General features: G+C 68.7%; 20 protein-coding genes. 7 read left to right on the forward strand and 13 right to left on the reverse strand.

All coding sequences use genetic code 11. The features are described from left to right. Nucleotides 1-243: 243 nt before the first annotated feature. Nucleotides 244-1128: a hypothetical protein gene (locus tag G4D85_RS26695; protein WP_240359513.1), complete on the forward strand. Its 885-nt coding sequence runs from the start codon at nt 244-246 to the stop codon at nt 1126-1128. 3 nt (nt 1129-1131) lie between these two features. Here the strand turns inward: G4D85_RS26695 and G4D85_RS26700 are convergent, their stop codons facing one another. Then, nucleotides 1132-2331 carry a WD40 repeat domain-containing protein gene (locus G4D85_RS26700; RefSeq protein WP_164016827.1) on the reverse strand — a complete coding sequence of 400 codons (1200 nt, stop codon included), beginning with the start codon at nt 2329-2331 and terminating at the stop codon, nt 1132-1134. A 284-nt stretch (nt 2332-2615) separates the two neighbouring features. Between G4D85_RS26700 and G4D85_RS26705 the strand changes: the two genes are divergently transcribed. After that, a complete protein-coding gene (locus G4D85_RS26705; protein ID WP_240359531.1) occupies nt 2616-4055 on the forward strand; it encodes a glycosyltransferase in 1440 nt (479 codons plus the stop codon). A 131-nt stretch (nt 4056-4186) separates the two neighbouring features. Here G4D85_RS26705 and G4D85_RS26710 read toward each other — a convergent pair whose 3' ends face one another. The 3 genes from G4D85_RS26710 to G4D85_RS26720 all read right to left on the reverse strand — a co-directional run bounded on the left by G4D85_RS26710 (nt 4187) and on the right by G4D85_RS26720 (nt 8256). Next, entirely contained in the window at nt 4187-4543 is a 357-nt protein-coding gene (locus G4D85_RS26710; RefSeq protein WP_205525718.1) for a hypothetical protein, read from the reverse strand. A 44-nt stretch (nt 4544-4587) separates the two neighbouring features. Next, on the reverse strand, nt 4588-4794 hold the full coding sequence (locus G4D85_RS26715; RefSeq protein WP_164016830.1) for a hypothetical protein: 207 nt from the start codon (nt 4792-4794) through the stop codon (nt 4588-4590). Nucleotides 4795-5586: 792 nt separating this feature from the next. Continuing rightward, nucleotides 5587-8256: a putative Ig domain-containing protein gene (locus G4D85_RS26720; protein WP_164016831.1), complete on the reverse strand. Its 2670-nt coding sequence runs from the start codon at nt 8254-8256 to the stop codon at nt 5587-5589. 242 nt (nt 8257-8498) lie between these two features. Here G4D85_RS26720 and G4D85_RS26725 point away from each other — a divergent pair, with 242 nt between their 5' ends. Both G4D85_RS26725 and G4D85_RS26730 read left to right on the forward strand, forming a co-directional pair. Next, on the forward strand, nt 8499-9440 hold the full coding sequence (locus G4D85_RS26725; protein ID WP_164016832.1) for a hypothetical protein: 942 nt from the start codon (nt 8499-8501) through the stop codon (nt 9438-9440). 30 nt (nt 9441-9470) lie between these two features. Next, nucleotides 9471-9986, forward strand: coding sequence for a YciI family protein (locus G4D85_RS26730; protein WP_205525719.1), 516 nt, complete (start codon nt 9471-9473; stop codon nt 9984-9986). A gap of 27 nt (nt 9987-10013) precedes the next feature. Here G4D85_RS26730 and G4D85_RS26735 read toward each other — a convergent pair whose 3' ends face one another. After that, a complete protein-coding gene (locus G4D85_RS26735) occupies nt 10014-10430 on the reverse strand; it encodes a cupin domain-containing protein (RefSeq protein ID WP_164016833.1) in 417 nt (138 codons plus the stop codon). A gap of 112 nt (nt 10431-10542) precedes the next feature. Next, entirely contained in the window at nt 10543-10875 is a 333-nt protein-coding gene (locus tag G4D85_RS26740; protein WP_164016834.1) for a hypothetical protein, read from the reverse strand. A gap of 305 nt (nt 10876-11180) precedes the next feature. Here G4D85_RS26740 and G4D85_RS26745 point away from each other — a divergent pair, with 305 nt between their 5' ends. Further along, the gene (locus G4D85_RS26745; RefSeq protein WP_164016835.1) at nt 11181-12377 is read left to right on the forward strand and encodes an AI-2E family transporter; all 1197 of its coding nucleotides are present in this window, start codon (nt 11181-11183) and stop codon (nt 12375-12377) included. Between the two features lie 132 nt (nt 12378-12509). Here the strand turns inward: G4D85_RS26745 and G4D85_RS26750 are convergent, their stop codons facing one another. The 3 genes from G4D85_RS26750 to G4D85_RS26760 form a co-directional block, all read right to left on the reverse strand. Further along, nucleotides 12510-16082, reverse strand: a complete 3573-nt coding sequence (locus G4D85_RS26750; protein WP_164016836.1) for an endopeptidase — start codon at nt 16080-16082, stop codon at nt 12510-12512. Nucleotides 16083-16348: 266 nt separating this feature from the next. Next, the gene (locus tag G4D85_RS26755; RefSeq protein ID WP_164016837.1) at nt 16349-17845 is read right to left on the reverse strand and encodes an ArnT family glycosyltransferase; all 1497 of its coding nucleotides are present in this window, start codon (nt 17843-17845) and stop codon (nt 16349-16351) included. Nucleotides 17846-17992: 147 nt separating this feature from the next. Further along, nucleotides 17993-18892: a LysR substrate-binding domain-containing protein gene (locus tag G4D85_RS26760; protein ID WP_164016838.1), complete on the reverse strand. Its 900-nt coding sequence runs from the start codon at nt 18890-18892 to the stop codon at nt 17993-17995. Between the two features lie 107 nt (nt 18893-18999). On the opposite strand from G4D85_RS26760, the gene G4D85_RS26765 reads away from it, so the two are divergent. Further along, nucleotides 19000-19206 carry a hypothetical protein gene (locus G4D85_RS26765; protein WP_164016839.1) on the forward strand — a complete coding sequence of 69 codons (207 nt, stop codon included), beginning with the start codon at nt 19000-19002 and terminating at the stop codon, nt 19204-19206. Nucleotides 19207-19340: 134 nt separating this feature from the next. Here the strand turns inward: G4D85_RS26765 and G4D85_RS26770 are convergent, their stop codons facing one another. The 3 genes from G4D85_RS26770 to G4D85_RS26780 form a co-directional block, all read right to left on the reverse strand. Continuing rightward, entirely contained in the window at nt 19341-19703 is a 363-nt protein-coding gene (locus G4D85_RS26770; protein WP_164016840.1) for a VOC family protein, read from the reverse strand. A 25-nt stretch (nt 19704-19728) separates the two neighbouring features. Then, nucleotides 19729-20577: an AraC family transcriptional regulator gene (locus tag G4D85_RS26775; RefSeq protein WP_164016841.1), complete on the reverse strand. Its 849-nt coding sequence runs from the start codon at nt 20575-20577 to the stop codon at nt 19729-19731. A gap of 151 nt (nt 20578-20728) precedes the next feature. Further along, nucleotides 20729-21187, reverse strand: a complete 459-nt coding sequence (locus G4D85_RS26780; RefSeq protein ID WP_164016842.1) for a hypothetical protein — start codon at nt 21185-21187, stop codon at nt 20729-20731. 149 nt (nt 21188-21336) lie between these two features. Here G4D85_RS26780 and G4D85_RS26785 point away from each other — a divergent pair, with 149 nt between their 5' ends. Then, entirely contained in the window at nt 21337-23175 is a 1839-nt protein-coding gene (locus G4D85_RS26785) for a vWA domain-containing protein (RefSeq protein ID WP_205525720.1), read from the forward strand. Between the two features lie 105 nt (nt 23176-23280). On the opposite strand, the gene G4D85_RS26790 is transcribed toward G4D85_RS26785, so the two are convergent. Continuing rightward, nucleotides 23281-24822, reverse strand: coding sequence for a ricin-type beta-trefoil lectin domain protein (locus tag G4D85_RS26790; RefSeq protein ID WP_164016844.1), 1542 nt, complete (start codon nt 24820-24822; stop codon nt 23281-23283). Nucleotides 24823-24852: the final 30 nt, after the last annotated feature.

The raw sequence follows: 24852 nt of genomic DNA on the forward strand, positions 1-24852 counted from the left end.
CCGTTGGGCTAGAAGGTGGGCATGCTCCGCTCGCCCCTCCTCGTCCTGGCTCTCTTGGCAACGATCGCGGTCGCCACCGCCTGCTCCTCGTCGGAGCCGGTACCGGACCCGGACCCGGGTCCGGTACCGGGCTCCCCGAACGTCCTGCGTTTCGACGCGACCCCCGGGACCATCGCTCAGGGCGGGTCCGCCGAGCTGTCCTGGGAGGTCACCGGCGCACAGAACGTTTCCATCGATAACGGCGTGGGTGAAGTGAGCGGACGCTCGGTGCGGGTCAGCCCGACAGCGACGACGACGTACAGGCTCACGGCGACCAACGAGCGCGGCAGCACCACCGCGAACACCACGGTCGCGGTGAGCACGTCCGGTGGGGCGACTCTCTCCGGGAACCTCACGACGCGCACGCTCACGCTCGCGGGCTCGCCGTACCAGGTGACCGGAAATCTGACGGTGCCGGCGGGGAACCGGCTCACCGTCGAGCCCGGCGTCCGCCTGGTCTTCATGGGGCACTTCAAGCTCGCCGTGTATGGGCGAATCACCGCGCAGGGCACCGCCGCGAGCCCCATCGTCTTCACCGCCGGCAATCCCACCACCGGCTGGGCCGGACTGCGGCTGGCGGCGACGTCGGATGCCGGGTCGGACACCCTCGAACGCTGCATCTTCGAGTACGGCAACAAGGACGGCGGTCAGAACGGCATGGGCGAGGATGGCTCCTACTCCGAGGACGCCGGTGGCGCGCTCTGGATTGGTTCGCGCGCGAACGTGAACGTGAACTACAACGAGTTCCGCTTCAACAAGGCGCCCACGTACGCTGGCGCGCTCATGCTGATTGCGCCGACCAGCTCGGGTGTCGCCACCGGGAACAACTTCCACGACAACGAGTGCACCGGTCCGCGAACCCAGTTCGGGGGCGTGGGCGGGGCGGTCAACACCGCGCACCTCTCGGCGGACAACCAGTGGACGTTCCGTGGCGGCGAGTTCCGCAACAACAAGGCCCAGGAGGGCGGGGGACTCTACTTCTTCGACAGCAACGTGACGCTCGACGGGATTGCGATGTCGGGCAACACCCCGCGGAACTGGGCGACGCCGGAGCCGCAGCGGCTGACGGTCATCAACACGCCGAGGTAGCTCTCAGCGAGCGGAGGACGGCTCCGGTGAGAGCCGCGGCGGCCCCCACACCTTCGTGTACCCGTCGAGGCTGGTGGTTGCCACGCGCTGGCCGTCCGGGCTGAAGGCCACGGCCCGGACGGTGTTGCCGAGCTTGAACGTCTGGAGTTCACGCGCGGCCACGGCGTCCCAGAGGCGGGCGACGTGATCATTCCCACCCGTGACGAGGCGCTGGCCGTCCGGGCTGAAGTCCACGGCGCCGTACTCGGTCTCGGGAATCGTCAGGAGGGGCTTGCCCGTGGCGAGTTCCCAGAGCTGCCCGGGGCCTCCACTTGTGAAGAGGCGCTGGCCATCCGGACTGAAGGTCAGGCTCTTGATCCAGTCGAGCTGCAGGTTCGCGAGCTCCTCTCCCGATGCCACCTCCCACACCTGTGCGGCGAAGTTGCTGTCCAGATGATGTCCGCTGCAGGCGGCGAGGCGGCGGCCGTCCGGACTGAAGGCCAGCTCGTGCACCCTGGAGCGCTGGCCCTTCAGCTGCTTGAGCTGCTTGCCCGAGTCCACGTCCCACACCGAATAGCGGTTGGACCGAGCATCCTCGCCGGTCCATGCGGCGAGGAAGCGCCCATCGGAGCTGAACTGGTGGAAGTTGGAGGGCTTCCGGGTGGCGAAGCTGGAGCTCCGCTTGCCGGTGGCCACGTCCCACACGCGCACCTTCTGGTCACTGGCCACGGTGATGAGGAGCTGGCCATCTCCGCTGAAGGCCAGGGCGTGGATTGGCGCATAGGGGCGGTCCGCGGACTCGGGGCCGTGGCGCAGGAGCCGGAGCTCCTTGCCGGTGGTCGCGTCCCAGAGGCGGACGGTCGCGTAGGCCTCTCCAGTGGCGATGTGCCGGCCATCGGAGCTGAAGGCGAAGACCTTCATGTCGGGCAGCCCCAGGGAGTCTTCAGGGGCGAGCTGCGCCAACGGCTGTCTCGTGCCCGGGTCCCAGAGCTGGATGTTCCGGCGCTCGGGCGTGGACTCCGTCAGGAAGACGGTCGCCAGCCTGCGTCCATCGGGGCTGAACCAGAGCCGGGTGGGGGCCTGGGTGTGCTTCACCGAGGCGAGCTCCTCCCACGGGGCCTCCGGAGGGCTCTCGGAGGCGGGAGGCTGGGCCGCGGCCTCTTTGCTCGCCCACGCCATGCCCAGCGAGGACACCACCAGGCCCGCGGTCTGCAGCTCATCCATCTTCGGCCCTCCCATGGTTCCAGAGCATAAGCGGGGGAGGCCTGTTGAAGGCGAGGACTGGTGCGGAGGGGCCGAGGAGAGCCGCTGAGGGGCCGTCCGAGTGGTGCGCCCGCAAGTCAAGGTTGGCGGCGCGGCGCGCATCTGGCAGTGGAGAGGCCCGAAGCGCATCCGCTTCCCGCAGGACCTTCCGAGTCTGCCTATTGCGGCGTTCTCATAGGACGCCACTGGCGCGCCTCCCGCCGACGCATGGACAAGAGGACAGGAGGCCTCCTATATCCGTGTGGATGACGACCGGCCCATGGACGCTCTGGCTGTATTGGGAAGGAGTGATGCCCGCTTACATCCAGCTCTGCTCAGAGCTGCTGCAGGCCTTCCATCCCAACGCGGTGCTGGTGGTGCCGGAGACACTTTCGCGGTACGGCATCGATTCCGCGAAGCTCTCGCACATGCACGTCGCCCAGCGGTCGGACTGCATCCGGACCGCGCTGCTGCACGACTTCGGCGGAATGTGGTGCGACATCGATTGCATCCCGCTCCGGACGTTCGAGCTGCTCTATCGCCTGGCGGAGAAATCCAGCGTCGGCTTCGCGTCCTACGACTCGACGGATGACACCATCGGCTATGGCTTCACGGCGTCACTGCCGCGCGCCCCCGTCATCGCCAGGCAGCACGAACAGGTGATGGCCGTCGTCAACTCCGGCAGGGCGCCACGGTGGCTGGAGGTCAGCACCGAGCCGCTGACACAGATTGTCCGGGAGGTAGGGCGGGAGAACATGCCCCTGCTGCCGCTGTATCTCACGCAACCTGTCGTCTGGCATGAGCAACAGCGGTTCAGCGTGCGGGGGAGTGACGAGGAGCATCGGAAGCACCTGGCCGGAAACCCGTCTGCGTTCTGCTACATGCTCAGCAACCAGTGCATGGCCGATGACGTGAAGCGTTTGACGAGGCATGAGTTGCTGACGTCGGACCGCTTCATCTCCTTCCTGTTCCGCGAGTCCGCTTCCCGCGCGAGGGCACTGCGCGGCAACGTCCTGGCCAGGGGCAAAGCGGTCATGACCCTCAACCTGTACGGCGACGGGCTGCGGCAGACGCTTCGGGATTCGCAGCGGGCAGCGGCCGAACGATGGGGCGCTGAGTACGTCGAGATCACCCGGCCGATGTACTCCTGGCCAGATGCCTACTGGGAGAAGCTCAATCTGGATCGCCACGCCCAGTCCTACGAGCGCGTCGTCTTCCTGGACCGGGACGTGATGGTGCGCGCTGATTGCCCCAGCCCGTTCGAGCTCGTGCCAGCCGAGTCCTTCGGCGGCATCTGCTCCGAGCAGGAGGGCCACCAACTTCGAGAAAACGTCGAAGCGAAGATGGAGCACCTCTACCGTTCGGTGGGTGTCGCTCTCGACTACGAGCGGGAGTACCTCAACTCAGGCGTCCTGGTCTTCTCTCCCCGCGAGCACGGCAACGTCTTCGATGCGGCTCGTTACATTCACATGCTGACCCACGAACGCTCGTGGGAGGTCTACGACCAGGGGTGTATCAGCCTCGCGCTCAAGTTCACGCAGACGCCGCTGCACGTCCTGCCGCCAACCTTCAACCGCTGTGGCGCGAGGCTCTGGTACCACTGGACGCCGCGGATGGATGATTACGTGTGGCACTTCTGCGGGAGCAAGAACGTCACGCACATGGACAACACGCTCTGGCGGGAAGTTGGCGCCACCGGAGATTAGTCGCGCCAGCCGGGTACACTGGTACTTGAGTCGCACGCCTGCCCAACTCGGGCGGGCGCCACGGCTCGAGGTGGTGCTCGGCATGGGCCCTGGTTGCCACTGCGCACCGGGAATAGACCGTAGCCGAGCACCTACTCTGAGCCCGGGGGGGCAAGCTCTTCCGGAAGGGGCGTCCGAAGAAACCTCGTACCACTTGGCAACTGAATAACCTGAAAGCCTTGACCCGCGATTTTGACAAGATCCCCGTCAGAGGCTTGCCCGCTGACTAGCCATTTATCCGCCTCCTCTTGCGTCGGAAATGCTTGAGCAATAGGGACGCTGAATGCCGGGTCGAAAAACTCGTGATAGTATTTTAAGAAGTCATCCAGCTTTTTGGTTCGACGTATGTAGAGCAGGGAAATGGCGGCGAGCTGAATTGTTGATTCTTCTTTCGAGCCGGGCGGATGGTTTTTGCTTGCCGCATCAAGGGTTCGGAGAATTGAATCCATGTCGAATTCTTTTATGGCTGTCATTTGTGTCCACCTTTCGTTGCTCAAAGAGCGAAGGGAGCGAGAACCAGCGCGCCAGTGCCGCCAGTTGCAACAATGAAGGCGACGCCCGCGACGACAACGACTGTTCCAATGGCTACCTCGGTCTTGTGCTCCCTCAACCACTCAAGTGCGCTGTCAATACTTGAGAAATGGAGAGGCTCGCCTTCGCCTTTTCGTGATTGTTGCTGTGTTTCATTGATGCAGTCCATGTACTCTCTTCGGCATTCCTCAGTGCAATACTCGTGGTGTTTGCCTGAGCCCCTTTTGATGCTCGTCAGTGGAGGAGCGGAGTTCCAGCATTTGTCGAAACACTGAATATGCTCGGCGTCGCAATTGCGTCCGCCAGATCCACCAATTCCGCTAGTCCCCTCTGAGATGACATAGACGCGGCGCTCGGGGCGTTGGGCATGAGAACATCCGCTAACTGTCACCGCGAAAGGGAGTGCCAATGCGCTAACGACAATGAGCAGCAATCGCTTTCGCCGGGCCCTTTCGGATATGCATGTTTGCCGCATGTTTCGCGCCTCGCGTCCTTCGTGGCTTCCCAGGCAATCAGGACACTATCGGGGCACGTGGATCAGAGTTGCGTCGCGTTCAAGGGCGCTCGTTTGTCGGCTCATGGACACTGTGCGCTCAGTGCCACTCGGCGCAGGCATACCCGACGGCCCAGAGTGGCGTACAGCATGGATCCGCTCATCGGTGTCTGGAGTCATCTTGATCGGGGCTCGTGGCAGTGGGCCGTTGGCGTATCACGACGTGCTCCAAGGCCCGCATGACGTGTCACGCCCGCCTGACCCAGTCAGCCTTACCCCACCAGGGCGCAGACTGCGTCCAGGCGCCCACGGGCTGCTCGTGAGCCCCGGAAGGTCGAGGGAACCCTGGAGGCTCGCGTCCGCGCGTCCTGCTTGGGGCGCTCTGTCGCCTTGTCCGTGGGTTTGATTCACGCAGCGAGCATTGGGCGCTCCGTCCACCGCGCTGCTGGAAGGGCTGCCCACGGCGGCCTAGTAATCCGTGCCGTCAGCGCGCTTGCCGGGAGAGGACGTCAGGCCCGAGGGGAATTCGGTGTGCGGGATGAAGCTCGCGTCCGGGTTCCCGTCGGACGCGCGGTTCACGGAGACGTTCTGCACGGTGGAGGTGTAGTCGTACCGGCTGACCTCGCTGCCGGCGTTCGGCATCCGGAGCCGCACGGCGTCAGTGCTGTTGCTCAGGCCGAGGGTGTTCTGGTTGCTGGAGGCCGCCGCCGCGTTGGTCAGCCCTGCCGGAATCCCCGCCGCGCCGCCAAAGACGACGTAGCCCTTGCCCGCTCCCATCCGCGTGCCGGCCGGGAAGACGTGACGCACGACATTGTTGCTGGAGTCCCACAGGCCCCAGCCGGAGATGTCCACCTCGAAGGGGCTCGCGTTGACGATCTCCACGAACTCATAGGCTTGGTTGAGGCTGCCGTTGACGAGGGGCTCGTGGGCGAGGACCTCGTTGATGAACACGCGTCCGGGGCCCCGGATGAGCGTTAGCGCCGCGTCGCTCATGTCGGAGCGATTCTGGTTGGACGCGTCCACCACGCGCACGCGCACGGTGGTGGAGTCGATGTCCGGTAGCATCCACGAATGGCTGCCTGTCGCGGCCGGCACGGAGGCCGCCAGCACGTCCCAGTTTGCGCCGTCGTTGATGGACGTCTCCACCCGCACCTGCTCCACGCCGAACGACTTCCAGGTGATGGTGAGCGGGGTGCCTGCCTGGTACGCGCCACCCTGCGGTGACTTGAGCCGGAGGAAGGGGCCCGTCTCCGCGCTGAACGCATACGCGCTGGTGGCGGGGCGGTGGTCGCTCAGCGTGTTCAGGTAGTCCGGCACCCAATTGTCCGCGTAGATGACGCGGGCCGAGCCCGCCACGTAGCGGGCCGCTGCCTCGTTGCTGGCCAGCGTGTGGTCCACCATGTTTTCGAACCCGATGGAGGTGTCATCCCCTGCGAGTGACAGCTCCCGGGTGATGAAGGTGTACCGCTCCGCGTCCGAGACGAAGTCCTGGTAGGGCGTGGGCAGCGGCGCGCCGGAGCCGGGGTCCAGGGTGATGGACTCGTCCACGTCGTCATTCCAGTCACCCACCACGAAGACGTGCTGCGTGGGCAGGTTCTGGTCGAGGTACGCCTTCAGCGCGGCGCTCGCGCGCTGGCGTGCGTCGCGGGGGCCCGTGGGGTCGGCGCTCTCGGCGCGCATGTGGACCACGATGACCGTGAGCGGCGTCTCGACACCCTGAATTTCCGTGGTGAACTCCACGAGCAGGGGCGGGCGGTTGCTGAAGTCCGGCAGGTTCGCCGCGTCGTTCAGGATGAGCTTCGCGGACTTGAAGGTGAGCGAGGTGTCATAGAGCACGCCCAGCTTCTGGCTGCTGTTGCCGTAGGGGGACGTGCCTCCGGTGATGAAGGACGCGTTGTTGGAGAGGAAGCCGTTGAAGCCGGGGAGCTGGGACTTGAGGACCTCGAAGTCGGCCGTGTCCACCATCTCCACCATGCCCCACACGTTGGCGCCCGCGTCGCGCATGACGTCGCGCGCGTAGGCAATCTGCCGGTCGTCGGACGTGCCACCGTCGGAGGAGGAGTTCGCGGGCCCGCGCGTGTTGTCGCCGAAGTAGGTGATGTTGAACTGGCCCACGGTGAACACGGGGGCGCCCGGGTCGCGCACGGTGAGCGACAGCTCCCGCAAGTCCGTCTGCGCATCCGCGTCCTGCAGGGTGACGGTGAAGGTGGAGGTCCCCGCCGAGGCCGGCGCCCCGGAGAGCACGCCCGCAGAAGACAGGCTGAGCCCGGAGGGCAGGGTGCCCGCGGTGACGCTCCAGGACAGCGGAGCCCGTCCGCCCGAGGCAGTGAGGGTGAACGTGTACGGTTCACCTCGCGTGCCCTGCGGCAGCGCGCCGGTGGTGATGGCGAATCGCTCGAGGACGATGAAGGTGACGGAGCGCGTGGCCGTCACGCCGTTCGCATCCGTGGCGGTGAGGTCGAAGGTGAAGGTGCCGGCCTGGCTGAGCGTGCCTTGGAGGACGCCGCTCGCCAGCGTCAGCCCCGGGGGCAGCGTGCCGGAGGTGAAGGTGAAGGGCGCCTTGCCTCCAGTGACGGTGAGCGTCGCCGACACGTCGTCACCCACCTCGCGCGTCGGGGCAGGGACCTCGGCGAGGGTGGGGAGCGCGTACGGCGTGAGGGCGAGCGGCGCGGTGACCCGCACGCCCGTGGTGTCCCCCACGGTGATGTTGAACGAGGCCGCCGTGGTCTCCGACGGAGTGCCGGTCAGCACGCCCTCCGCCGTGAGCGTCAGACCCGTGGGCAGCGCGCCCTCCGTGAGCGCCCACGTATAGGGAGGCACGCCGCCAGTCGCCAGCAGCGGGGCCGAGTACGGACGGCCCACGTAGGCATCCGGCAGGGCCTGGGTGTTGAGGTTCAGGTGCGCGCCGGGGCCGGCGTCCGAGCCCGCGTCCGTGCCGGCGTCCGAGCCCGCATCCGTGCCAGCGTCCGTTCCTGGATCCGTGCCAGCGTCCGTTCCTGCATCCGTGCCGGAGTCCGCGCCCGGGCCCGCGTCCGTGGTGACTCCGCTGTCCACCGGGTCTGGCGTGGGGGTCGGGTCGGAGCAGGCGGTCAGCAGGAGGAGGACGAACAGCGGCGCCAGCGCGCGGGGGGACGACATGGGCTACTCCGGGGCGGGGAACGAAGCTCGAAGAAGGCGGCCACTCTAGTCCGGTTCGCCCGGGGCACGCGCGGAACCTGGACGGCGGAAGGGGAGGGCTCCGGCGTCCCAGGCGGCCTGCCGCACGCGGGAGGTTCCGGGCTCGTCAGTCCCGTTCTGGGGCCGGCGTCAGCGGGCGTGGACCGCGACGGCAGCGGATGGAAAGAGGACCGATGCAACCCCGGAAGAAGAGTTCCCTCCCCGTGCCACCCTTCCTGGACTTCTCGGAGGCCCTGGCGGGACGCGAGGCGCGGGCCTTCGGCATTGGCCCCGAGCAGGACCTGTGGGTCCTCGCAGGCGACGAGGTGCTCCGCTTCGGCGGAACCGGCGCTCCTCCAGCGAGGTTGCTCCTGCCCGGGACGCATCGCCACGTCCACTACGTCCAGCCCCTTCCCGGTGGCGAGGTGGTGCTGGTCGACGGACGGTGTCGCTACATCGCGAAGGACCAGCACGAGCGCAACGCCGCCGTCTACACGCACGAGGGAACCCTGGCACGGGAGTTCACGCTGGGCGACGGCATCCAGGAAGTGCAGGCCACTTCCGAGGGCCGGCTCTGGGTGAGCTACTTCGATGAAGGCGTCATCGGGAACTACGGGTGGCGGCATGGAGGCGGGGACAACGCGCCCATCGGGCAGGCCGGGCTGGTGCTCTTCGATGCCGCGGGGCAACGGCTGTCCGCCTACGACTCGGTAGCCGCGGGGACGGACATCATCGTGGACTGCTACGCGCTCAACGTCGCTTCCGATGACGAGACGTGGCTCTGCTTCTACACGGACTTCCCGCTCGTCCGTCTGCGCTCCGGTGAGGCGCCCTTGGTCTGGGAGACGCCAGTCCGCGGCGTGCGCGCGCTCGCCGTCAATGCCACGCACGTCCTGTTCGGCGGCTCGTACAAGTCCCCTGGGGACTTCCAGCTCTACCGGCTGCACGACAAGGGAGTCCGCCGTCTGCGCCCGGTACGCTCCCTCGAGCTCACGGATGAGGCCGGCACTCCCTGGAAGCCCACCTGGCTGAGCGGGCGGGGCCCATGGATGTACGGCATCGAGGGGACACGGGCCTTCCGAATCGACGTGGACACCCTGGTGGTCGCTGTCGACTCCTGGCACTCCGGGACGTCGCGGCTGGAAGGACTGGGGGACGCTTCCTGAAGCCCGGCGCGTGCGTGCTAAGCACGCGCCATGCGAACCGCCCTCTCCGTTCCCGTCCTCCTCGCGCTCGCGACCGGCTGTGCCACCGGTCGCGGCGCCGCGCCCTCGCAGCCCGAGGCCGCTCCCACCGCCGAGGCTGCTCCCGCCGCCGAGGCGCCTCGCGCTCCCGCGCCGGAGAAGAAGTTCTCCATGCGCATGTACTACATGGCCTTCTTGAAGCGCGGGCCGGCGTGGACGAAGGAGCGCACGCCCGAGGCCATCGAAGCCGGCAAGGGGCACATGGCCAACATCGATCGGCTCGCGAGGTGCGGGAAGCTCCTCATCGCCGGCCCCTTCGATGTGCCGGCCGATGCGCCGCCAGACGCCATGGCCGGCATCTTCATCTTCGACGTCGCCACCCGTGAGGAGGCAGTCGCCCTCACCGCGCAGGACCCGGCCGTGAAGGCCGGCCGCTTCGCCATCGACGTGCTGCCCTGGTACGGCCCCACTGGCCTCACGTACGAGGGCCACATCCCCGCCGAGCCCGGCCTGTCCTGCACGCCGTAGCCGCTCGCGAGCGTGTCGGCCCCTGGCTCAGTGGATGCCGGGGGCCGCCTCTCCCGCGCCCTCGTGCCGCGGGGCCGGCGCTTCGCTCCGCGCGTACTGGGCCATGCCTCCGAAGTCCAACATGGTGCAGGGCTCGTCCCCGACCACCCAGGCGTCATGGCCGGGCGGGATGCTGACCATGTCCCCCGCGACGACCTCCGCCCGCGTGCCGTCATCCATGACGATGGCCAGCCGGCCGGAGAGGACGTAGCCCGCGTGGGCGACCTGGCAGCTCTCCGTGCCCGCGATGGGCTTGACGTCCTGGGACCACTTCCAGCCCGGCTCGAAGACGGCCATTCCCACGGCGGCGCCGTCACCGAAGTTGAAGATGTCCGCATGGCCGTGCGCCACGAAGGGCCGGCGCTCGTCCGGTGCCGAGACGTGCTTGATGGTGAGCTCACTCATGGCGCATTCCTCCGCGTCCCGTGGGCGGAGCACTCCATGTGCTCCTGCTCCCACGCGGCCGCCCCTGTGTCTCCAATTGGAAACTAGGGGCGAGCCGGGACGACGGCAGCGCTCAGGTGAGGAACTCCAGGTTCATGGACAGGCCGGCGTCGAACTCCGGCGCCTGCCGGAGCTGCTCCAGTACGACTTGCGTGCAGTGGAGCGTCACCTGCGCATGGGTGCCCGGGTCGCTGATCCACCGCACCGCGCTCATCAGGTGCCGTGCCCGGAGGAACCCCAGCACTGCGTCGCGGAAACGGCGGCCCTCCTCGCACCCGGCCGCATAGAGGTGCGAGCGGTCCAGGGCAGGCGAGGAGGCTGCCGCCCGGCTGCTCCGCCCGCGCGAGGACAGCGACCTCGACGGCCGGGGACTTTCTCGGGGTAGGACGATGGCTTCAATCCACATCGCTTCACCCTCCGTGCGTCAGGCCGTGCAGCCTGCTTGAAGATTATCGGATAGGACGCGTCCAGGTTTCTCAAGTTCGTATTCGCCCTGGAGGGTGGGGCCGAGCGACCCCAATGGCACGGGTGGGCCGTAAGGCCCCCGCTCGCCGCCCCGGAGAGGAGGCAGGCCTCCAAGCGCCCGCCTGCCTGGCTGCTCTGCCGAAAATGGCATCGGCGCCGGGAGTTCCAGGCACTTGTGGGAGGCGCACCTCGGTGAACCCCGTGGGGCTCCTGCCATGCGGGCCGCCACTTCCTACCTTGACGGGTATGAAGTCCACGCGTCGCCAACTCCCGGTCTACGTACCCCCGCGCACGGTGTGGGCCGTGGGGCTCCAGGTCCTGCTGCTCGGCTTGTGTTGGGTCGCCATCCGGCAGTTGTACCCGGTGCTCACGTTGCTGGCCGTCGTGCTGCTGCTGTCCATCGCCCTGGACCCGCTGGTGCGGCAGCTGGAGCGCTGGAAGGTGAAGCGGGGGCTGGGCGTGGCCATCGTCGCGCTGCTGCTGCTCGGCATCATGGGCCTGCTGGTGGGCACGCTGGTGCCCATGCTGGTGCAGCAGCTCCAGGCGCTCGCGCAGTCCGCGCCGGAGCGCATCCAGCAGCTCGTCCAGTCGGAGTGGGCTCAGGAGCTGAACCGGAGATACGGGGTGCAGATCCGCGCGGAGGACCTGATTCGCTTCGAGCCGGCAGACCTGGCGGGCCGGGCCATCGGCGTCCTCTCGTCCACGCTGGGGCTGGTGGCGGCGGGCATCACCGTGGTGGCCCTCACCGTCTTCAGCCTGCTGTTCGGCGCGGACCTCTACGAGAGCATCCTCCAGTGGGTCTCACCCCGGCGCCAGCCGCGCGTGCGCTTGCTGGTGGGGCGGATGCGCGAAGCGGTGGGCAACTACCTCGCGGGCACCCTGCTGGTGATGACCATCGGCGGCACGGTGGCGGCCACCGTGGCCCTCATCCAGGGCGTGCCGTACTTCCTGGCGCTGGGGCTGGTGGTGATGATGCTGGGGGTCATCCCCTACATCGGCAGCGTCATCAGCGCGGTGCTGGTGGCCTTCACCACGTTCGCCACCCTGGGGCTCAAGCCCGCGCTCATCGCGCTGGCCATCTTCATCGGGTACCAGCAGCTCGAGTCCAACGTGCTCAGCCCCGTCATCCAGCGGCGGGCCATCCGGATGAACCCGCTGCTCATCTCCATCGTCGCGCTCTGCGGTGGGGCGCTGGCGGGCCTGGCCGGCGTCGTGCTCTCCGTGCCGCTGGCCGCCGCGGTCCAGGTGCTCGTGCAGGAGGTCCTCAGGGACCGCCATGAGGGCTGGACGCGGGCGCATCACCGCGAGCTGGCACAGCGGGAGACGGGGCGCGGCGCGGTGGAGGAGGGGCTCCTGTACGGGCCCGGGGAGGCGCCCCCCGCCGCGCCGATGGGCAAGCCGGAGCAGCACACCGACGCTCCGGAGCGTCACGGCCGTCACTGAGGCCGCCAGGGCCGTCAGGAAAATGCGAAGGGCCCCCGGAGTGCTTCCCGGGAGCCCTTCCCCTACTCAGCCATCACCCCGGTCTGGAGCCCACCCCGGCACGGAGCCGGGGCGGGAGACCGGCGTGGGGCTTCAGCGCTCCGCCGGAGCGGCGCGGCCCTGCGAGGTGCTCTTCTTGCCAGACGGCCCGGCCGCCACGGCCGCGCCGACGCCGAACACCAGGTCGTCACGGTCGTTGTAGCTGCCGGAGGTGCAGGCGCTGGCCGTGCCGCCGTAGCGGAACTGCGCGCGGATGGCGTGCGTGCCCGCCGCGCCCAGGGTGAACGTGTGCGTGAAGACGCGCGCCACGCCGCCCGCGGTGCAGGCCTGGTTGGTGCTCAGCGCCGTCCAGGCCGGGGTCCCCACATTCGTCGTGTAGTAGAGGTCGAACCGGTCCGTCGTACCCCAGCACCAGGCCGTCACTTCCACAGTGACCTGCTTGCCAGCGGCGAACGGGCCGTTGTCCACCGTCTTGATGACCACCCGGTCAATGCTCTCGTCGGAGTGGTACGTGCCGCTGCTGCCATCCGCGCACGAGTCATTGAGGGTGTTGGGCTGGTTGGGCTCGGCGCCGCCGGACAGCGTGCCGCGGCCGTTGACCAGCGTGGTGCCCGTGTCGCAGCCGCAGACCGTGCCGCAGGCAGGAGCCTGGCGGGCAGTGTCGAAGGCGGCGGCGACCGGCGTGCACACGTTGGAGGTGGTGAAGCTGCGCGCCGTGCTGTAGGCGCCCGTGCCGCAGGTGTCCGCCGCGCGGGCCCGCCAGTAGTACGCGGTGGAGCTGGAGAGGGCCGGAGTCACCGTCCAGGCGCTGGCCGCCAGCGTGTTGTTGGAGCGCACCACGTTGGTGAAGGCCGAGTCGGTGGCGACCTGCACTTCGTAGCGGGTGGCACCCGCCACGTCGCTCCAGTCGAGCGCCGCGGAGGTGGCGACGCCCGTGGCGCCGTCGGCCGGGGTGCTCAGCGTCGGAGCGGCCAGGGTGACGCAGCCGCGCGTGGTGAAGCTGAACGTCGAGGACCACGCGCCCGTGCCGCCGCACGAGTTCTTCGCCCTCACGCGCCAGAAGTACGAGGCGTTGGTGGAGAGCACGGGAGAGACGCTCCAGTTGCTGGCCGCCAGCGTGGTGGCGGTGGCCACGACGTTGGTGAAGGCGGAGTCCGTGGCGACCTGGACCTCATACGTGGAGGCACCCGACACGTCCGCCCAGTCCAGCGCGGCGGCCGGCTCGACGCCGGTGGCGCCGTTGGCGGGGGTGGACAGGGTGGCGGCGCCCGGCGCGGTGCAGGCCGGCGTGGCGCAGCTGCAAGTGCTGGCGGGACCGTAGCAGGCGCTCGAGGAGGCCGGGACGACGGAGTAGCAGTACTGCCGGCCGTTGGCGACCTCGGTGTCGGTGTAGCTGGTGCCGGTGACGGTGGCGACCTTGGCCTTGCCGAAGTCACAGCCGGCGAAGCCCTCCGTCTTCATCACCCAGTACTGGGAGGCGCCCGCGGACGCCGTCCAGTTGAGGGCCACCTGGCCGTCACCCGCCGTGGCGGTGTGCGTCGGGGCGGCCGTGGGGCCGGCGGCGCAGCCCGCGTTGACCGGGGCCGGCGTGGAGCAGGCGATGTTGTGGCGGTTGTAGGCGGCGTAGATGGCCGTCATGTGCGGCGTGCCGTCATTCAGGTTGCCGTTGTCGTCGTCCGCGGCCAGCCACTGCATGTAGCCGTTGGTGGCGCCACAGCCGTCGGAGGTGCCGGCGGTGCAGTTACAGCCGTGCCACGTGCCGATGTTGCCGCTGCCCTGGTAGAAGACCTTGTTGCCGACGATGAAGGCGGTGTTGGAGTCGTAGTTGAAGGGCGCCGCCGTCAAGTCACGCGTGACGAGGTCCCAGGCGGCCTGGCGCGCGGGAGACGCGGCGCAGTGCACCTGACGGCCGCAGGGGCCGGTGCTGGCGCTGCACATGGGGCACACGAAGTTCTGCGGCGTGGCCGGGACGTTGTTCACGCTGGCCGCCCAGTCCGCGTCGCGCACACCGGAGCACTTGGTGTTGCACCACGACTGGCCGGAGACCTGGGCCTCCTGCTGGTTGTAGCCGCTGCCGTCCGGCGTCAGGCCGCAACCGCGGTTGCTGGTCTGGAAGAAGCCGTAGCCGACGCAGGACGTCTGCAGGCGGTAGATGGCCGCGATGTCCGCGTAGCCCTCGGAGGAGTTGGACAGGGTGCCGTTGGCGTCGAAGTCGTCCATGCCATGGCCCCACTCGTGGTCGAACACGGCGCCAATCTCACCGGTGTTCCGGCAGCCACCGCCGCTGCGGTAGAAGTTGACGGACGAGCCGTTCCAGAAGGCGTTGCAGGTGCTGTTGATGTTGACGTTGGAGACCAGCTGGGTGGACGACAGCCAGCTGTTGGTCGGGATCCAGCCGCGAGCCTGCTCGGCCAGCTTGCCCAGCTCGTAGAAGCTGGAGCGCGCCGCCGCGGTGTTGCCCGCGGAGGTGCCGGCGGGCACGGTGCAGTCGTGGTCGTTGTTCACGCCACCCAGGTTGATGTTGCCCGTGCCGGAGCTGACGCTGATGGCGCCGCAGCTGTCGGCGACGCGGACGTGCTTGCCGGCCAGCGTGGTGGTGACGGTGCCGGAGCTGTAGTTGAAGATGCCTGCGGAGTCCGTGAAGTTGTTGGGCGACGCCAGGCCGGTGTTGGCCCACGGCATGGGCGTGTTGGGCTGCATGGTGCCGCAGACCGTGTTGTCGGCGCAGGTGCCGATGTTGGTGGTCGGGTAGACGCCGCCGGTGATCTGCGCGTCGAAGTAGTGGTTGTCGTCCTCGATGGCGAGGACCTCGGCCGTCTGGGCGTCGACAGTCACCTTCCAGCGCTGCTGGGCGTCCGGGTCCTGGAAGCCGTAGGCGTAGACGAGCTGGTGGGCGTAGCCGGTGCCGACGGCGCCGTTGAACGCCTCACCCTGACGGGAGACGGGGGCGAGCTCGAGCGTGGGCTGCTGCCACAGCTGCTGCGGGGTGGTGAGCAGGCCGATGAAGCCATTGCCAGCCACCAGCGCGTCTGCCGGAGCGAACGCGGGGCGGGTGTCGATGCCGACGTTGGCCCAGGCCTCGGTGCCCAGGAGGATGAGGTTACCGTGGCTGATGGTGGCGGCCACGCGCGCGTGGCGCACGGCGATGCCGTTGACCTGCTGCGGGATGTGCACCTGCCAGAGGTGCTCGGCCACCTGCGTGACGCGGGGCTCGCCCAGCTGCATCAGGTCGATGTTGAAGGCGGTCTGGTTGTCCGCGATGAACTTGAGGACGAGGTCCTCGACGACGGTGGCGTCGACATCGGCGACGGAACGGCCGATGGACTCACGCACCTGGTCCAGCGTGATCTTGTTGTTGAAGCCATCACCCGGGATGAGGGGGATGGAGCCCTGCACGGCGGTGGGGGAACCGGTCCGCGGGTCGATGTAGACGTGGAAGTCCTTGCCGTTGCGGGCAAAGAAGTCATCCCAGGCATCCTCACCGGACGCGCTCATGCTCTGGCGCGCGGTGTCCAGCGGGACGTTCTGGATGGGGAGGTACAGCTCGGGTTTGAAGAAGGCCTTGCCCGCGACGGCGCTCTGCCCGCCCTCGGGGGGCTGGAACGCCCAGCTCGCTGCTCCTACGAGCAGGACGCAACATGCTGCAAACACCTTGGAATGGCGCATGCGTTTCTCCTCTACGGGGGCCCGCGGGGTACGGGCCCGCGAGGGCTCCGCGTACGGAGCCCGGAGAACGCATTAGCGGTCCTGAAATAAAAACTGAATCCACGTAATTCCCGGTGAGATCTCCGAAAGCCCAGTCTCAAGGAAAACAAGGGGTAAGAGTGTTGACTGGAAGTTACTTTCGCGCACGGATTGTGAAACCACCCAGGCCGGGGAGCATGTATCTCTCCGTCAGGACTAAATAATTATTGACTGGGTGATTCTCGCCGCTAGCGCGGCCAGATGCGCACCCAGTCGTCCTGGATGAGCTTGCCGCTGGCGCTGTCGGTGCTGCCGCTGGCCATGAAGCCGCGAGGCGCGCCGAGCGCGAGGGCGCCGGCCTCCACCCACAACAGCAGCAGCGCGGCGGCGGCGAAGGCGGGCAGGCGCGGGGCCAGCGAGGGGCGGCGTGCCGCGAGGGCGATGAGGGGCAGCAGCAGCAGCGGCAGCAGCGCGGGGAAGATGGCGAGCAGGCCGCGCGTGTAGCCGAAGAAGGCGAGGGTGATGAGGGCGCGGTGCAGCACCACGGCGGTGAAGAGGGCGAAGGCGCGCCACGGCGGCAGCAACGACAGCGCGGCTCCGGCGAGCAGCAGCAGCAGCAGCGGCCACTTCAGCCAGGCCCCCTCGGGGACGAAGAGGTCCACGGGCGCGCGGTTGCCGCTCAGGCCGGAGGGCACGTTGGACGCGCCGAAGCCCAGGCCCAGGCCGTCCAGCCAGCGGTCCAGCTTGGCCACGCACAGGCGCGCGGCGTCGGCGGGGTGCTCGCGAATCCACGCCAGCCCCTCGGCATAGCCGTGCAGCAGCAGGCGGCGCTGGGCGGGGTTGGCCACGTCCAGGTTTCCCTCCTGGCCGAGCCGGTTCACCGAGTCCGGCGTGAAGCCGCCCGTGGCCCCGGCGTGGTTGGCCATGGCGAAGTTGATGGGGCCGTAGACGGTGACGGGGGCCAGCTCCGGCAGCGGCTCCAGCCCGGGCGTGCGCGCGTTGATGTCGCGCAGCACGCGCGCGTTGTGGACGGCCCACGGCGCCATGACGAGCGCGGAGACGAGCACCGCCGCGCCCCAGCGCACCGCCAGCGCGGGCAGCGGCGTCTTCCCCCGGTACAGCCACGCCCACGCGAGCAGGAAGGGCCAGAGGTAGAGGTGCTCGGCGCGGGTGAGCGAGCCCAGGCCCATGACGGCGCCCAGCAGCGCGGCGCCGGTCCACGTGGGCCCGGCGCGGTGCTGGAGCATCAGCGCGCAGGTGGCGGACAGGAAGAGGGCGTAGAGCACCTCGTTGCTGTACGTGGTGGAGAGCACCAGCCAGCCGAAGCTGGACGCGAAGAGGGCCGCGGCCAGCAGGCTCCAGCCGGTGCCGAGCACCTTGCGCCACCACGCCCACGTCAGGGCCACCGTGGCCGAGTTCAGCACCGCGAGGACGAGCTTGTAGGGGTACGCGCTGCCCTGGGGCTCACCCAGGACGCGGTAGAGCAGGCCCAGGGCCCAGGGGAACAGGGGCGGGTGGTAGGGCAGGGTGGCCTGGGAGGGCCGCTCGCGCGCCCAGTCGAGCGCGTACGTGTGGAAGAAGCGCGAGTCTCCGTAGAAGAAGATGGAGAAGGGCCAGTTGCGGTCGGGCACCGCCTGGAGGAACAGCCACCGCAGCAGCAGGCTGAGGCCGAACGTCGCCACGACACCCAGGGCCACCGGGTGTCGCGTCCACAGCTCCCGAGCGCTGTTGAAGAGCCGGCGCATGCCACCCCCAGGTCTGCCCGTACGTTACACAGGCCCGCGTCGCCGCGGCCAGGGGCGTGCTGGCCGGGCCCCCAGACGCTGCGCCGTGGCGTCAGCCTTCCGGGGGTGCCCGGCGGGACGAGGCCTCCCAGTCACGGGCACCCGCAGTCACGGCGGCGGGGGCGCCGAGTCCAGTGCCGCATAGCCGCGCGCCTCGGCGAACAGCCACTTCCGGAACGCGGCGAGCCCCGCGTGGTCGTCCGAGCGCGCGGGATACACGAGGTGGTACGCCTTGTCGGACTTGAGGCGCTCGGTGAAGAGCGGCACGAGCAGGCCCGCCTTCACCAGCGGGCGAATCAGCGTCGACCGGCCCAGGGCAATGCCGAGCCCTTCCACCGCCGCGCGGAGCATCGTCTCCGAGTCGTCGAAGTTGGCGACGAAGCGCTGGGGCGGGGTGCCGCCGTAGGTCTCGAACCATCTGCTCCAGGTGCCCGAGGAGCCCAGCAGGGGGAAGCGCTTCAGGGTTCGCGGGGTGGGGCGTCCCAGCCGCTCGATGAGCGCCGGACTCGCCGAGGGGGTGACCCAGTCGTCGAACAGGTGGACGGACCGCAGCCCCGGCCACTCTCCGCGTCCGAAGCGCAGTCCGGCATCGACCTCGAGGTCGCGCTCGAAGTCCACCAGGTCCACGGTCGACTGCAGGTTGAGCTCGAGCCGCGGATGCAGCTCGACGAAGCCCGGCAGGCGCGGCACCAGCCAGCTCGTCGCAAGCGAGGGCAGCACCGTGAGCGTCAGCACGTCATCGCGGCGCGCGCGGTACGGCCGCATCGCCTGCTCTATCGCCTCGAGGTGCTCGGCGACTCGCTCGAACAGCCTTCGTCCGTCGGCGGTCAGCTCGACGCCGCGTGCCTTGCGCACGAAGAGGCGCTGGCCGAGCTGCTCCTCCAGGCCGCGAATCTGGTGGCTCAACGCGCTGACCGTCAGGTGCAGCGACTGCGCCGCGTGCGACAGGTTGCCGTGGCGGGCCGAGGCCACGAAGCCCTGCAGGGCATACAAGGAGGGGCGGGACATTCCGGTGAGACCCTTGAGAGAAGTTCAAGTCAGGGTTGCAAAATCATCGCTTTTTCCCCAGCGAGGATGTCCCTACCTTGAGAAGCGTTCAACAAGAGGAGCATCGCATGAACATCTACAAGGGACTGTTGATGTCGCAAGGCTACCTGACCCGCGTCGACCTCGCCGACGACGCAAAAGGGGGCCCTGGCGCAGCGGAACGGGAACCCTGCCCTCCTCCCGGCGGCCGGGCAGCGGCCCTCCGGGGCGGCCCGCGCTCCGTGCCGGTGGCGCTCAGCGGCGAGGCTGCCGGCCTGGCTTGCGGTTGCGGCTGAGGGAGCGCCCTGCGCGTGAGCACTTGCGCTGCCGAGGGGCGCTCGCGGGGACCTCGGTGGCGTGGGTGGTCGGTGCTGGCACCGTCCACGCCACCGGGTGGGTGTGCCGCGCCACGGGGGCGCGGGGGTGGAGGCTACCGGAGGCAGACGGCTTCGACGTTGTTACCGTCCGGGTCCAGCAGGAACGCGGCGTAGTAGCTCGGGCTGTAGTCGGCGCGGACGCCGGGACGGCCGTGGTCCCTACCGCCGGCGTCGAGCCCGCCCTGGTGGAAGCGATCAACGGCGGCCCGCTCCGAGGCCCGGAAGGCCACGTGGGCCCCAGCGCCCGCCGCGTCCTTCGACTGATAGAGCCACAGGGCCGGCTCGCCCGGAGGCCCGAAGCCCGCGCTCGAGTCGTCGCGGGAGCAGAGCACCAGGCCCAGGGACTGGAGCGCGGCGCCGTAGAAGCGCACGCTCGCGTCGAGGTTCTTCACCTTCAATCCGATGTGGTCGTACACGGTGACCTCCTTGATGAGTGGACGGTCAGCCTAGGAGGCGGGTCGACGGCCAGACTTGGAGGATGTTGCGCTCGCCACGCGCGGCCTGCCGGAAGCTCCGGGGCGAGACTCCCGCCGCGCGGTGGAAGGTGCGCACGAAGTTGGAGAGGTCACCGAAGCCGACGTCGAACGCGATGTCGGTGATGGGCCGGTCATCGTCCGCCAGCAGGCGCGCCGCGCGGCGGAGCCGGGTGCGGACGAGGTACTGGTGCGGGGTCACTCCCAGCACCCTGGAGAAGAGGCGCAGGAAGTGGAACGGGCTGAGGCCGGCCTCTCGCGCCGCGCTGTCGAGGTCCACGGAGGCGTGCGAGTTCTCGTCCAGCCAGAGTGCCGCCTCCACCGCGCGGCGGCGGTCCTTCACCCGCGTCTCCAGCGCGCTGCGCCTCTTCCCGGAGACGACCTCCGCGAAGCGGGCCGCGAACAGCATCCCCACCTCGTCGACGCCCAGGTCGCTCCGGCCCTCGGCGGACGCCTGCGCCAGCTCGCCGAGCACCATCATCTCCGGCAGCGGCGGCACGGAGCCGGTCCGCCAGAGGTCGGTCGGCTCACCGAGCGCGGCGACCCACTCTTGAGAGAAGTGGAAGGACAAGCACTCGTCGCCCACGACATGGTCGTGCGCACACATGTACTCGTCGCCGGGATGGCCGAGCAGGAGCGACCCCGCCACCAGCTCGAAGGACCTTCCCCGCGTGTGGTAGCTGAAGCTGCCCTTGCGCACGTAGGCGATGGAGAAGCCGCTGTGCTGCTCGACGAACGGCGCGTCCGAGGGGCCGGCGCCACACCGGTAGTCGACCACCGAGATTGAGCCGCGCCGCAATACCGTCGTGGCGATCATTTTCCATCCAGTCTGCCCGCGGCGGTAGGGGCGGGCACCCGGGGCCCGTAGCCCAGGAGCGCACGGCGTACTTGGAGAATCTTGCGGTGGAGGGCGCCAGGCCCTGCGTCGCGAGGCGCACGGGCACGGAGCGCGCCTGGACGCGGCAGTCTCAGGCGTCGGCCGCTTCGCGCGCGGGCTCTCGGGGCATCAGGCCGTTGAACTCGTAGATGAAGGCGCCCTGGTCGGTGACGTCGACGGTGCAGGCGCCTGCGCGCTGGAGTTCCTCGAGCGCCGCCTTGGCTTCGGTGAAGGAGAGAGAGCTCTCCGCCGCCACCTCGGCGATGGTGACGCGGCCACCATGCTGCTTCGCGCAGGAGAGGATCGCCCGCTCGATGTCGCGAGGGGACATCTCGCGGAGCTGCGCCACGGCGAGCCCCTCGTTCAGCCCGGCCGGCAGCTTCGCGCGCCGTGCGCCGCGGATGAGCGCTCCGCCTCCGGCGAGAAAGAGGGTGGCCAGGGTGAACCCCAAGACGGTCGTGTCCGTGGTGCCTCTCCGCAGGTTGTCGATCTCCACGCCGAAGCCGATGAGCCCCAGGGTGACGAGAATCCAACCGACGATGCTCCGCATGCGAGCCTCACTGGGACGGGGTGGACCATCCGCTCCCCGGTCTTGTCATAGCAGAAGATTCCATGAATGAGGCGTCGAAGGGCAGGCGCACTGCGGGTAGCACCTGGGTTGGAATAGGCTGCTTTTTGCCCCTTACGAAAGGATCCACATTGAAGGTCACCTACACGCTCAGTCACCCCGTGCTCCCACTGGGGACGTCGTCCAAGGTCGATGTGCTCGTGACGTTCTCCGCGGAGGCGGACGCGGCGTCCGCGCGGCGCTCGCTCAACCTGGGCCTCGTCATCGACCGTTCGGGTTCCATGGCGGGGGCGCCGCTGAAGAACGCCATCCAGGCCTCGCACGAGCTGGTGGAGCGCATGAGCCCCGAGGACTCGCTGTCCATCGTCACCTATGACGACACGGTGGCCACGGTGCTCGCCCCGGTGAAGGTCACTGACAAGGCGGCCATCGGCAAGGTGCTCTCCAAGGTCAGCGCGGGCGGCTGTACCAACCTGAGTGGCGGGTGGCTCAAGGGCGTGGAGCACGTGAAGAGCCAGCAGTCCGGCGAGCGCATCAACCGCGTGCTGCTGCTCACGGATGGGCGGGCCAACGCGGGCATCCAGGACCCGGAGCAGCTCATCAACATGGCGCGGGAGAAGTCCAGCGCGGGCATCATCACCACGACGCTCGGCTTCGGCGCCAACTTCAACGAGGACCTGCTCATCGGCATGGCCAATGCCGGCGAGGGGCACTTCTATTACATCCAGTCGCCCGAAGATGCATCGGGGGTGTTCCGCATCGAGATGGAGGGCCTGGGCTCGCTGGTGGCGCAGAACCTGGAGGTGGTGCTCAAGCCCGCGGCCACGGTGAAGGTGGCGAGCGTGCTCAACCGCTACCGCTTCGAGGCGCGAGGCCAGGAGGTGACGGTGGGGTTGGGGGACGTCTACGCCACGGAGGCCCGCCAGCTCGCGGCGGAGCTGTCGGTGGAGGCGTCTTCGGCGGCCGGGCCGGTGGCGCTGGCCACGCTGATGTTCCGGGCGCAGGTGGTGGTGGACGGGAGCGTGCGGGAGGTGACGGGCGAGGTGCCCATCCTCGCGCACCTGGCCCCGGCCGCGGAGTCGGCGGCGTCGGCGGCGGACAAGAACGTGCTGGCCCAGACGAGCCGCCTGCGCATCGCGCGTGTGAAGGACCAGGCCATCGAGCTGGCGGACAAGGGGGACCTGCCCTCGGCCTCCCGGCGTCTGCGCGAGGTCATCTCCGAGCTGTCACTCCTCCTGGACAAGGCGTCCTACGAGCTCTCCGAGGAGGTGGAGCAACTGGCGCACTACGCGCAGCGGCTGGAGTCGCGCACGTACGACGCGGTGATTCGCAAGGAGCTGAGGGACCAGTCGTATCAGGCGGGCACGCGCAACCGTGGGGACCTGGCGCTGCGTGGGACGGCGGGAGGCTCGGCGGACAGCCTGGAGGCCGTGAGCGACGCGGGCGGCGGCATCGTGCTGGAGTGTGTGCGCGAGGGCGGCAAGCTGCGCGTACACACCGTCTCCCCGGGGCATGACACGAGCTTCAACGTGCAGTTCCCCCGGAGCGCGCGCGAGGAAGGCGTGCGCTACGTGGTGGAGAAGCTGGAGACGTCCGGAGACGGCACCTTCTACCGGGTGGTGGGGAACATCAAGCGGCTGGTGGTGCCGGGACAGGAGCGGTCCGCGAAGAGCCAGGGTGCGGCCCCGGCGAGCAAGGGCAAGCCCACGGCCTCGAAGGTGACGGCGAGCTCGGCGGCGGACCTGCCCACGACGACCAGCGTGGGCACGGGCGTCATCATCCAGTGCGTCAAGGAGGGCAGCAAGCTGCGCGCCCGCGTCGTGTCGGACGGCTACGACCCGGACCTCAACATCCGCTTCCCGCGCGACATCCGAGAGGAGAACGTCCTCTACGTGGTGGACGAAATCATCACCATGGCCAATGGCAGCTCCTACATCGCCTGCGGCGACATCCGCCGGCTGGTGCAGTAGGGACACGCGCTCCCGCGCGCCACTGAAGCAATCGGGGCCGGAAGCCGCTGGGAACCCAGCGGTCTCCGGCCCCGGTGCTATTCAGGCCTCACGTGAGCCCCTGGCTCAGGGGAAGTAGTTCCAGACCTGCGCGCGGGTGCCGTTGCAATCCCAGAGCTGGGTTTTGGTGCCGTTGGCCGAGGAGCCATTCCGGGCGTCGAGGCACCGGCCCGAGCCCCCGAGGATGGGGCCGCTCAGGTGCCAGCGCTGGTTCGTCTGGCCATTGCAGTCGTACAGCACCGCGCTGGTGCCGTTCCCGCCATTGGCGGCGTAGACATCCAGGCACTTGCTGGCGAGCCCGCGCACCCGGCCCCCAGCCTCCAGAGTCCACTTCTGGGCGGCCGTGCCGTTGCAGTCCCAGAGCTGGATGGTCGTGTTGTTGGCGCTGTTGCCTCCGGTGACTTCCAGGCACTTGCCGCTGGAATGGCGGATGTCGCCGCCGGTGGTCAGGGTCCACTTCTGGGAGCTACCGCTGTGACAGTCCCAGAGGTGCGTCTTCGCGCCAGCGGCGGTGCTGCCGTTGACGACGTCCAGGCACTTGCCGTTGAAGCCACCGATCGCGACATTCGAGAAGGACCATTTCTGGCCACCGATGCCACCGTTGCAGTCGTAGATCTGCGTATCAGTGCCGTTGGCCGTCCCCCCGTAGTAGCTGTCGAGGCACCGGCCACTGTTGGTGTTGCGCAGGGAGTCGTTGGTCTGGCGCGCCCACTTCTGGGACGGATAGGAGTTCATGTTGCAGTCATACAGCTCCGTCCGGGTCCAGTTGGAAGGGTAGCCGAAGCCGACGTCCAGGCACTTGCCGTCGATGCCGACGATGGAGCCGGGCCTGGCGCCGTAGACCTTCTGCACCGCCTGGATGTCCAGCGGGCTGAGCTTCCCGTAGTCGTTCCAGTAGCCGGGGCTGCAATAGTTCATGATGGAGTCGATGTCATAGGGGCTCAGGATGGTGTCCCCCTGCGTCTCCCCACCAGGCTGCAGATTGTTGCACCGCACGGTGCCGGTCACCGGGTCCACGTTGTCGGGCCGGGCCTGCTCGTGGGCGAAGCCCAGCGCATGGCCGAACTCGTGGACGGCGATGGCCTTGGTGCACTTCTCCAGCGTGCCCTGGCAGGACTGGCCCCAGTTCACGTAGGTGAAGTTGAGGGCCAGGCGGTTCCACCACAAACCCAGGTCCGTCCCCAGTCCGTCGGTGTGGGGCGCGCTGCCGGCGACGTCTTCAATCTTGATCTTGATACCGCCCACGAAGGAGCCGCACTGGCCCCAGCCCGTGAAGGTGAGGTCGGCCTGGCGTCCCCAGGTCTCCTCCACCACGCTCCGCACCCACGCGCGCGACGTGTTCTGCGCCGCGTTGGAGTAGTCAGGATTGTCCCAGCACACGGGGATGGTGCGGTTGAGCCAGATCTTCGTCGACAGGACGTAGAGCGAGTCCTTCTGGGTCCTCAGCACGGGCTCGGCGCCCCAGCCGGACTCCTCCGACGAGCGGGACGGCTCCTCTGCTGCGTAGCCACAACCCCCGAGCAGCCCGGCCAGCGCAACCGTGGACAGGACCTTGCGCGACAGGGTCATGAATGCCCGCGCGGGCGCTTCGCCTTGATGAATCGACATGGTGTTCCCCCTCTGCATGTGTTGACGACG

Source organism: Pyxidicoccus trucidator (assembly GCF_010894435.1).
GTDB classification, from domain to species: Bacteria; Myxococcota; Myxococcia; order Myxococcales; family Myxococcaceae; genus Myxococcus; species Myxococcus trucidator.

Excerpts from the sequence above, each read along its gene's own strand:
- G4D85_RS26720 (WP_164016831.1), bottom strand. The coding sequence starts at position 8,256 with ATGTCGTCCCCCCGCGCGCTGGCGCCGCTGTTCGTCCTCCTCCTGCTG.
- G4D85_RS26710 (WP_205525718.1), bottom strand. The coding sequence starts at position 4,543 with ATGGATTCAATTCTCCGAACCCTTGATGCGGCAAGCAAAAACCATCCG.
- G4D85_RS26780 (WP_164016842.1), bottom strand. The coding sequence starts at position 21,187 with ATGCGGAGCATCGTCGGTTGGATTCTCGTCACCCTGGGGCTCATCGGC.
- G4D85_RS26705 (WP_240359531.1), top strand. The coding sequence starts at position 2,616 with ATGACGACCGGCCCATGGACGCTCTGGCTGTATTGGGAAGGAGTGATG.
- G4D85_RS26730 (WP_205525719.1), top strand. The coding sequence starts at position 9,471 with ATGCGAACCGCCCTCTCCGTTCCCGTCCTCCTCGCGCTCGCGACCGGC.
- G4D85_RS26700 (WP_164016827.1), bottom strand. The coding sequence starts at position 2,331 with ATGGATGAGCTGCAGACCGCGGGCCTGGTGGTGTCCTCGCTGGGCATG.
- G4D85_RS26715 (WP_164016830.1), bottom strand. The coding sequence starts at position 4,794 with ATGGACTGCATCAATGAAACACAGCAACAATCACGAAAAGGCGAAGGC.
- G4D85_RS26760 (WP_164016838.1), bottom strand. The coding sequence starts at position 18,892 with ATGTCCCGCCCCTCCTTGTATGCCCTGCAGGGCTTCGTGGCCTCGGCC.
- G4D85_RS26790 (WP_164016844.1), bottom strand. The coding sequence starts at position 24,822 with ATGTCGATTCATCAAGGCGAAGCGCCCGCGCGGGCATTCATGACCCTG.
- G4D85_RS26750 (WP_164016836.1), bottom strand. The coding sequence starts at position 16,082 with ATGCGCCATTCCAAGGTGTTTGCAGCATGTTGCGTCCTGCTCGTAGGA.
- G4D85_RS26740 (WP_164016834.1), bottom strand. The coding sequence starts at position 10,875 with ATGTGGATTGAAGCCATCGTCCTACCCCGAGAAAGTCCCCGGCCGTCG.
- G4D85_RS26775 (WP_164016841.1), bottom strand. The coding sequence starts at position 20,577 with ATGATCGCCACGACGGTATTGCGGCGCGGCTCAATCTCGGTGGTCGAC.
- G4D85_RS26735 (WP_164016833.1), bottom strand. The coding sequence starts at position 10,430 with ATGAGTGAGCTCACCATCAAGCACGTCTCGGCACCGGACGAGCGCCGG.
- G4D85_RS26765 (WP_164016839.1), top strand. The coding sequence starts at position 19,000 with ATGAACATCTACAAGGGACTGTTGATGTCGCAAGGCTACCTGACCCGC.
- G4D85_RS26755 (WP_164016837.1), bottom strand. The coding sequence starts at position 17,845 with ATGCGCCGGCTCTTCAACAGCGCTCGGGAGCTGTGGACGCGACACCCG.
- G4D85_RS26745 (WP_164016835.1), top strand. The coding sequence starts at position 11,181 with ATGAAGTCCACGCGTCGCCAACTCCCGGTCTACGTACCCCCGCGCACG.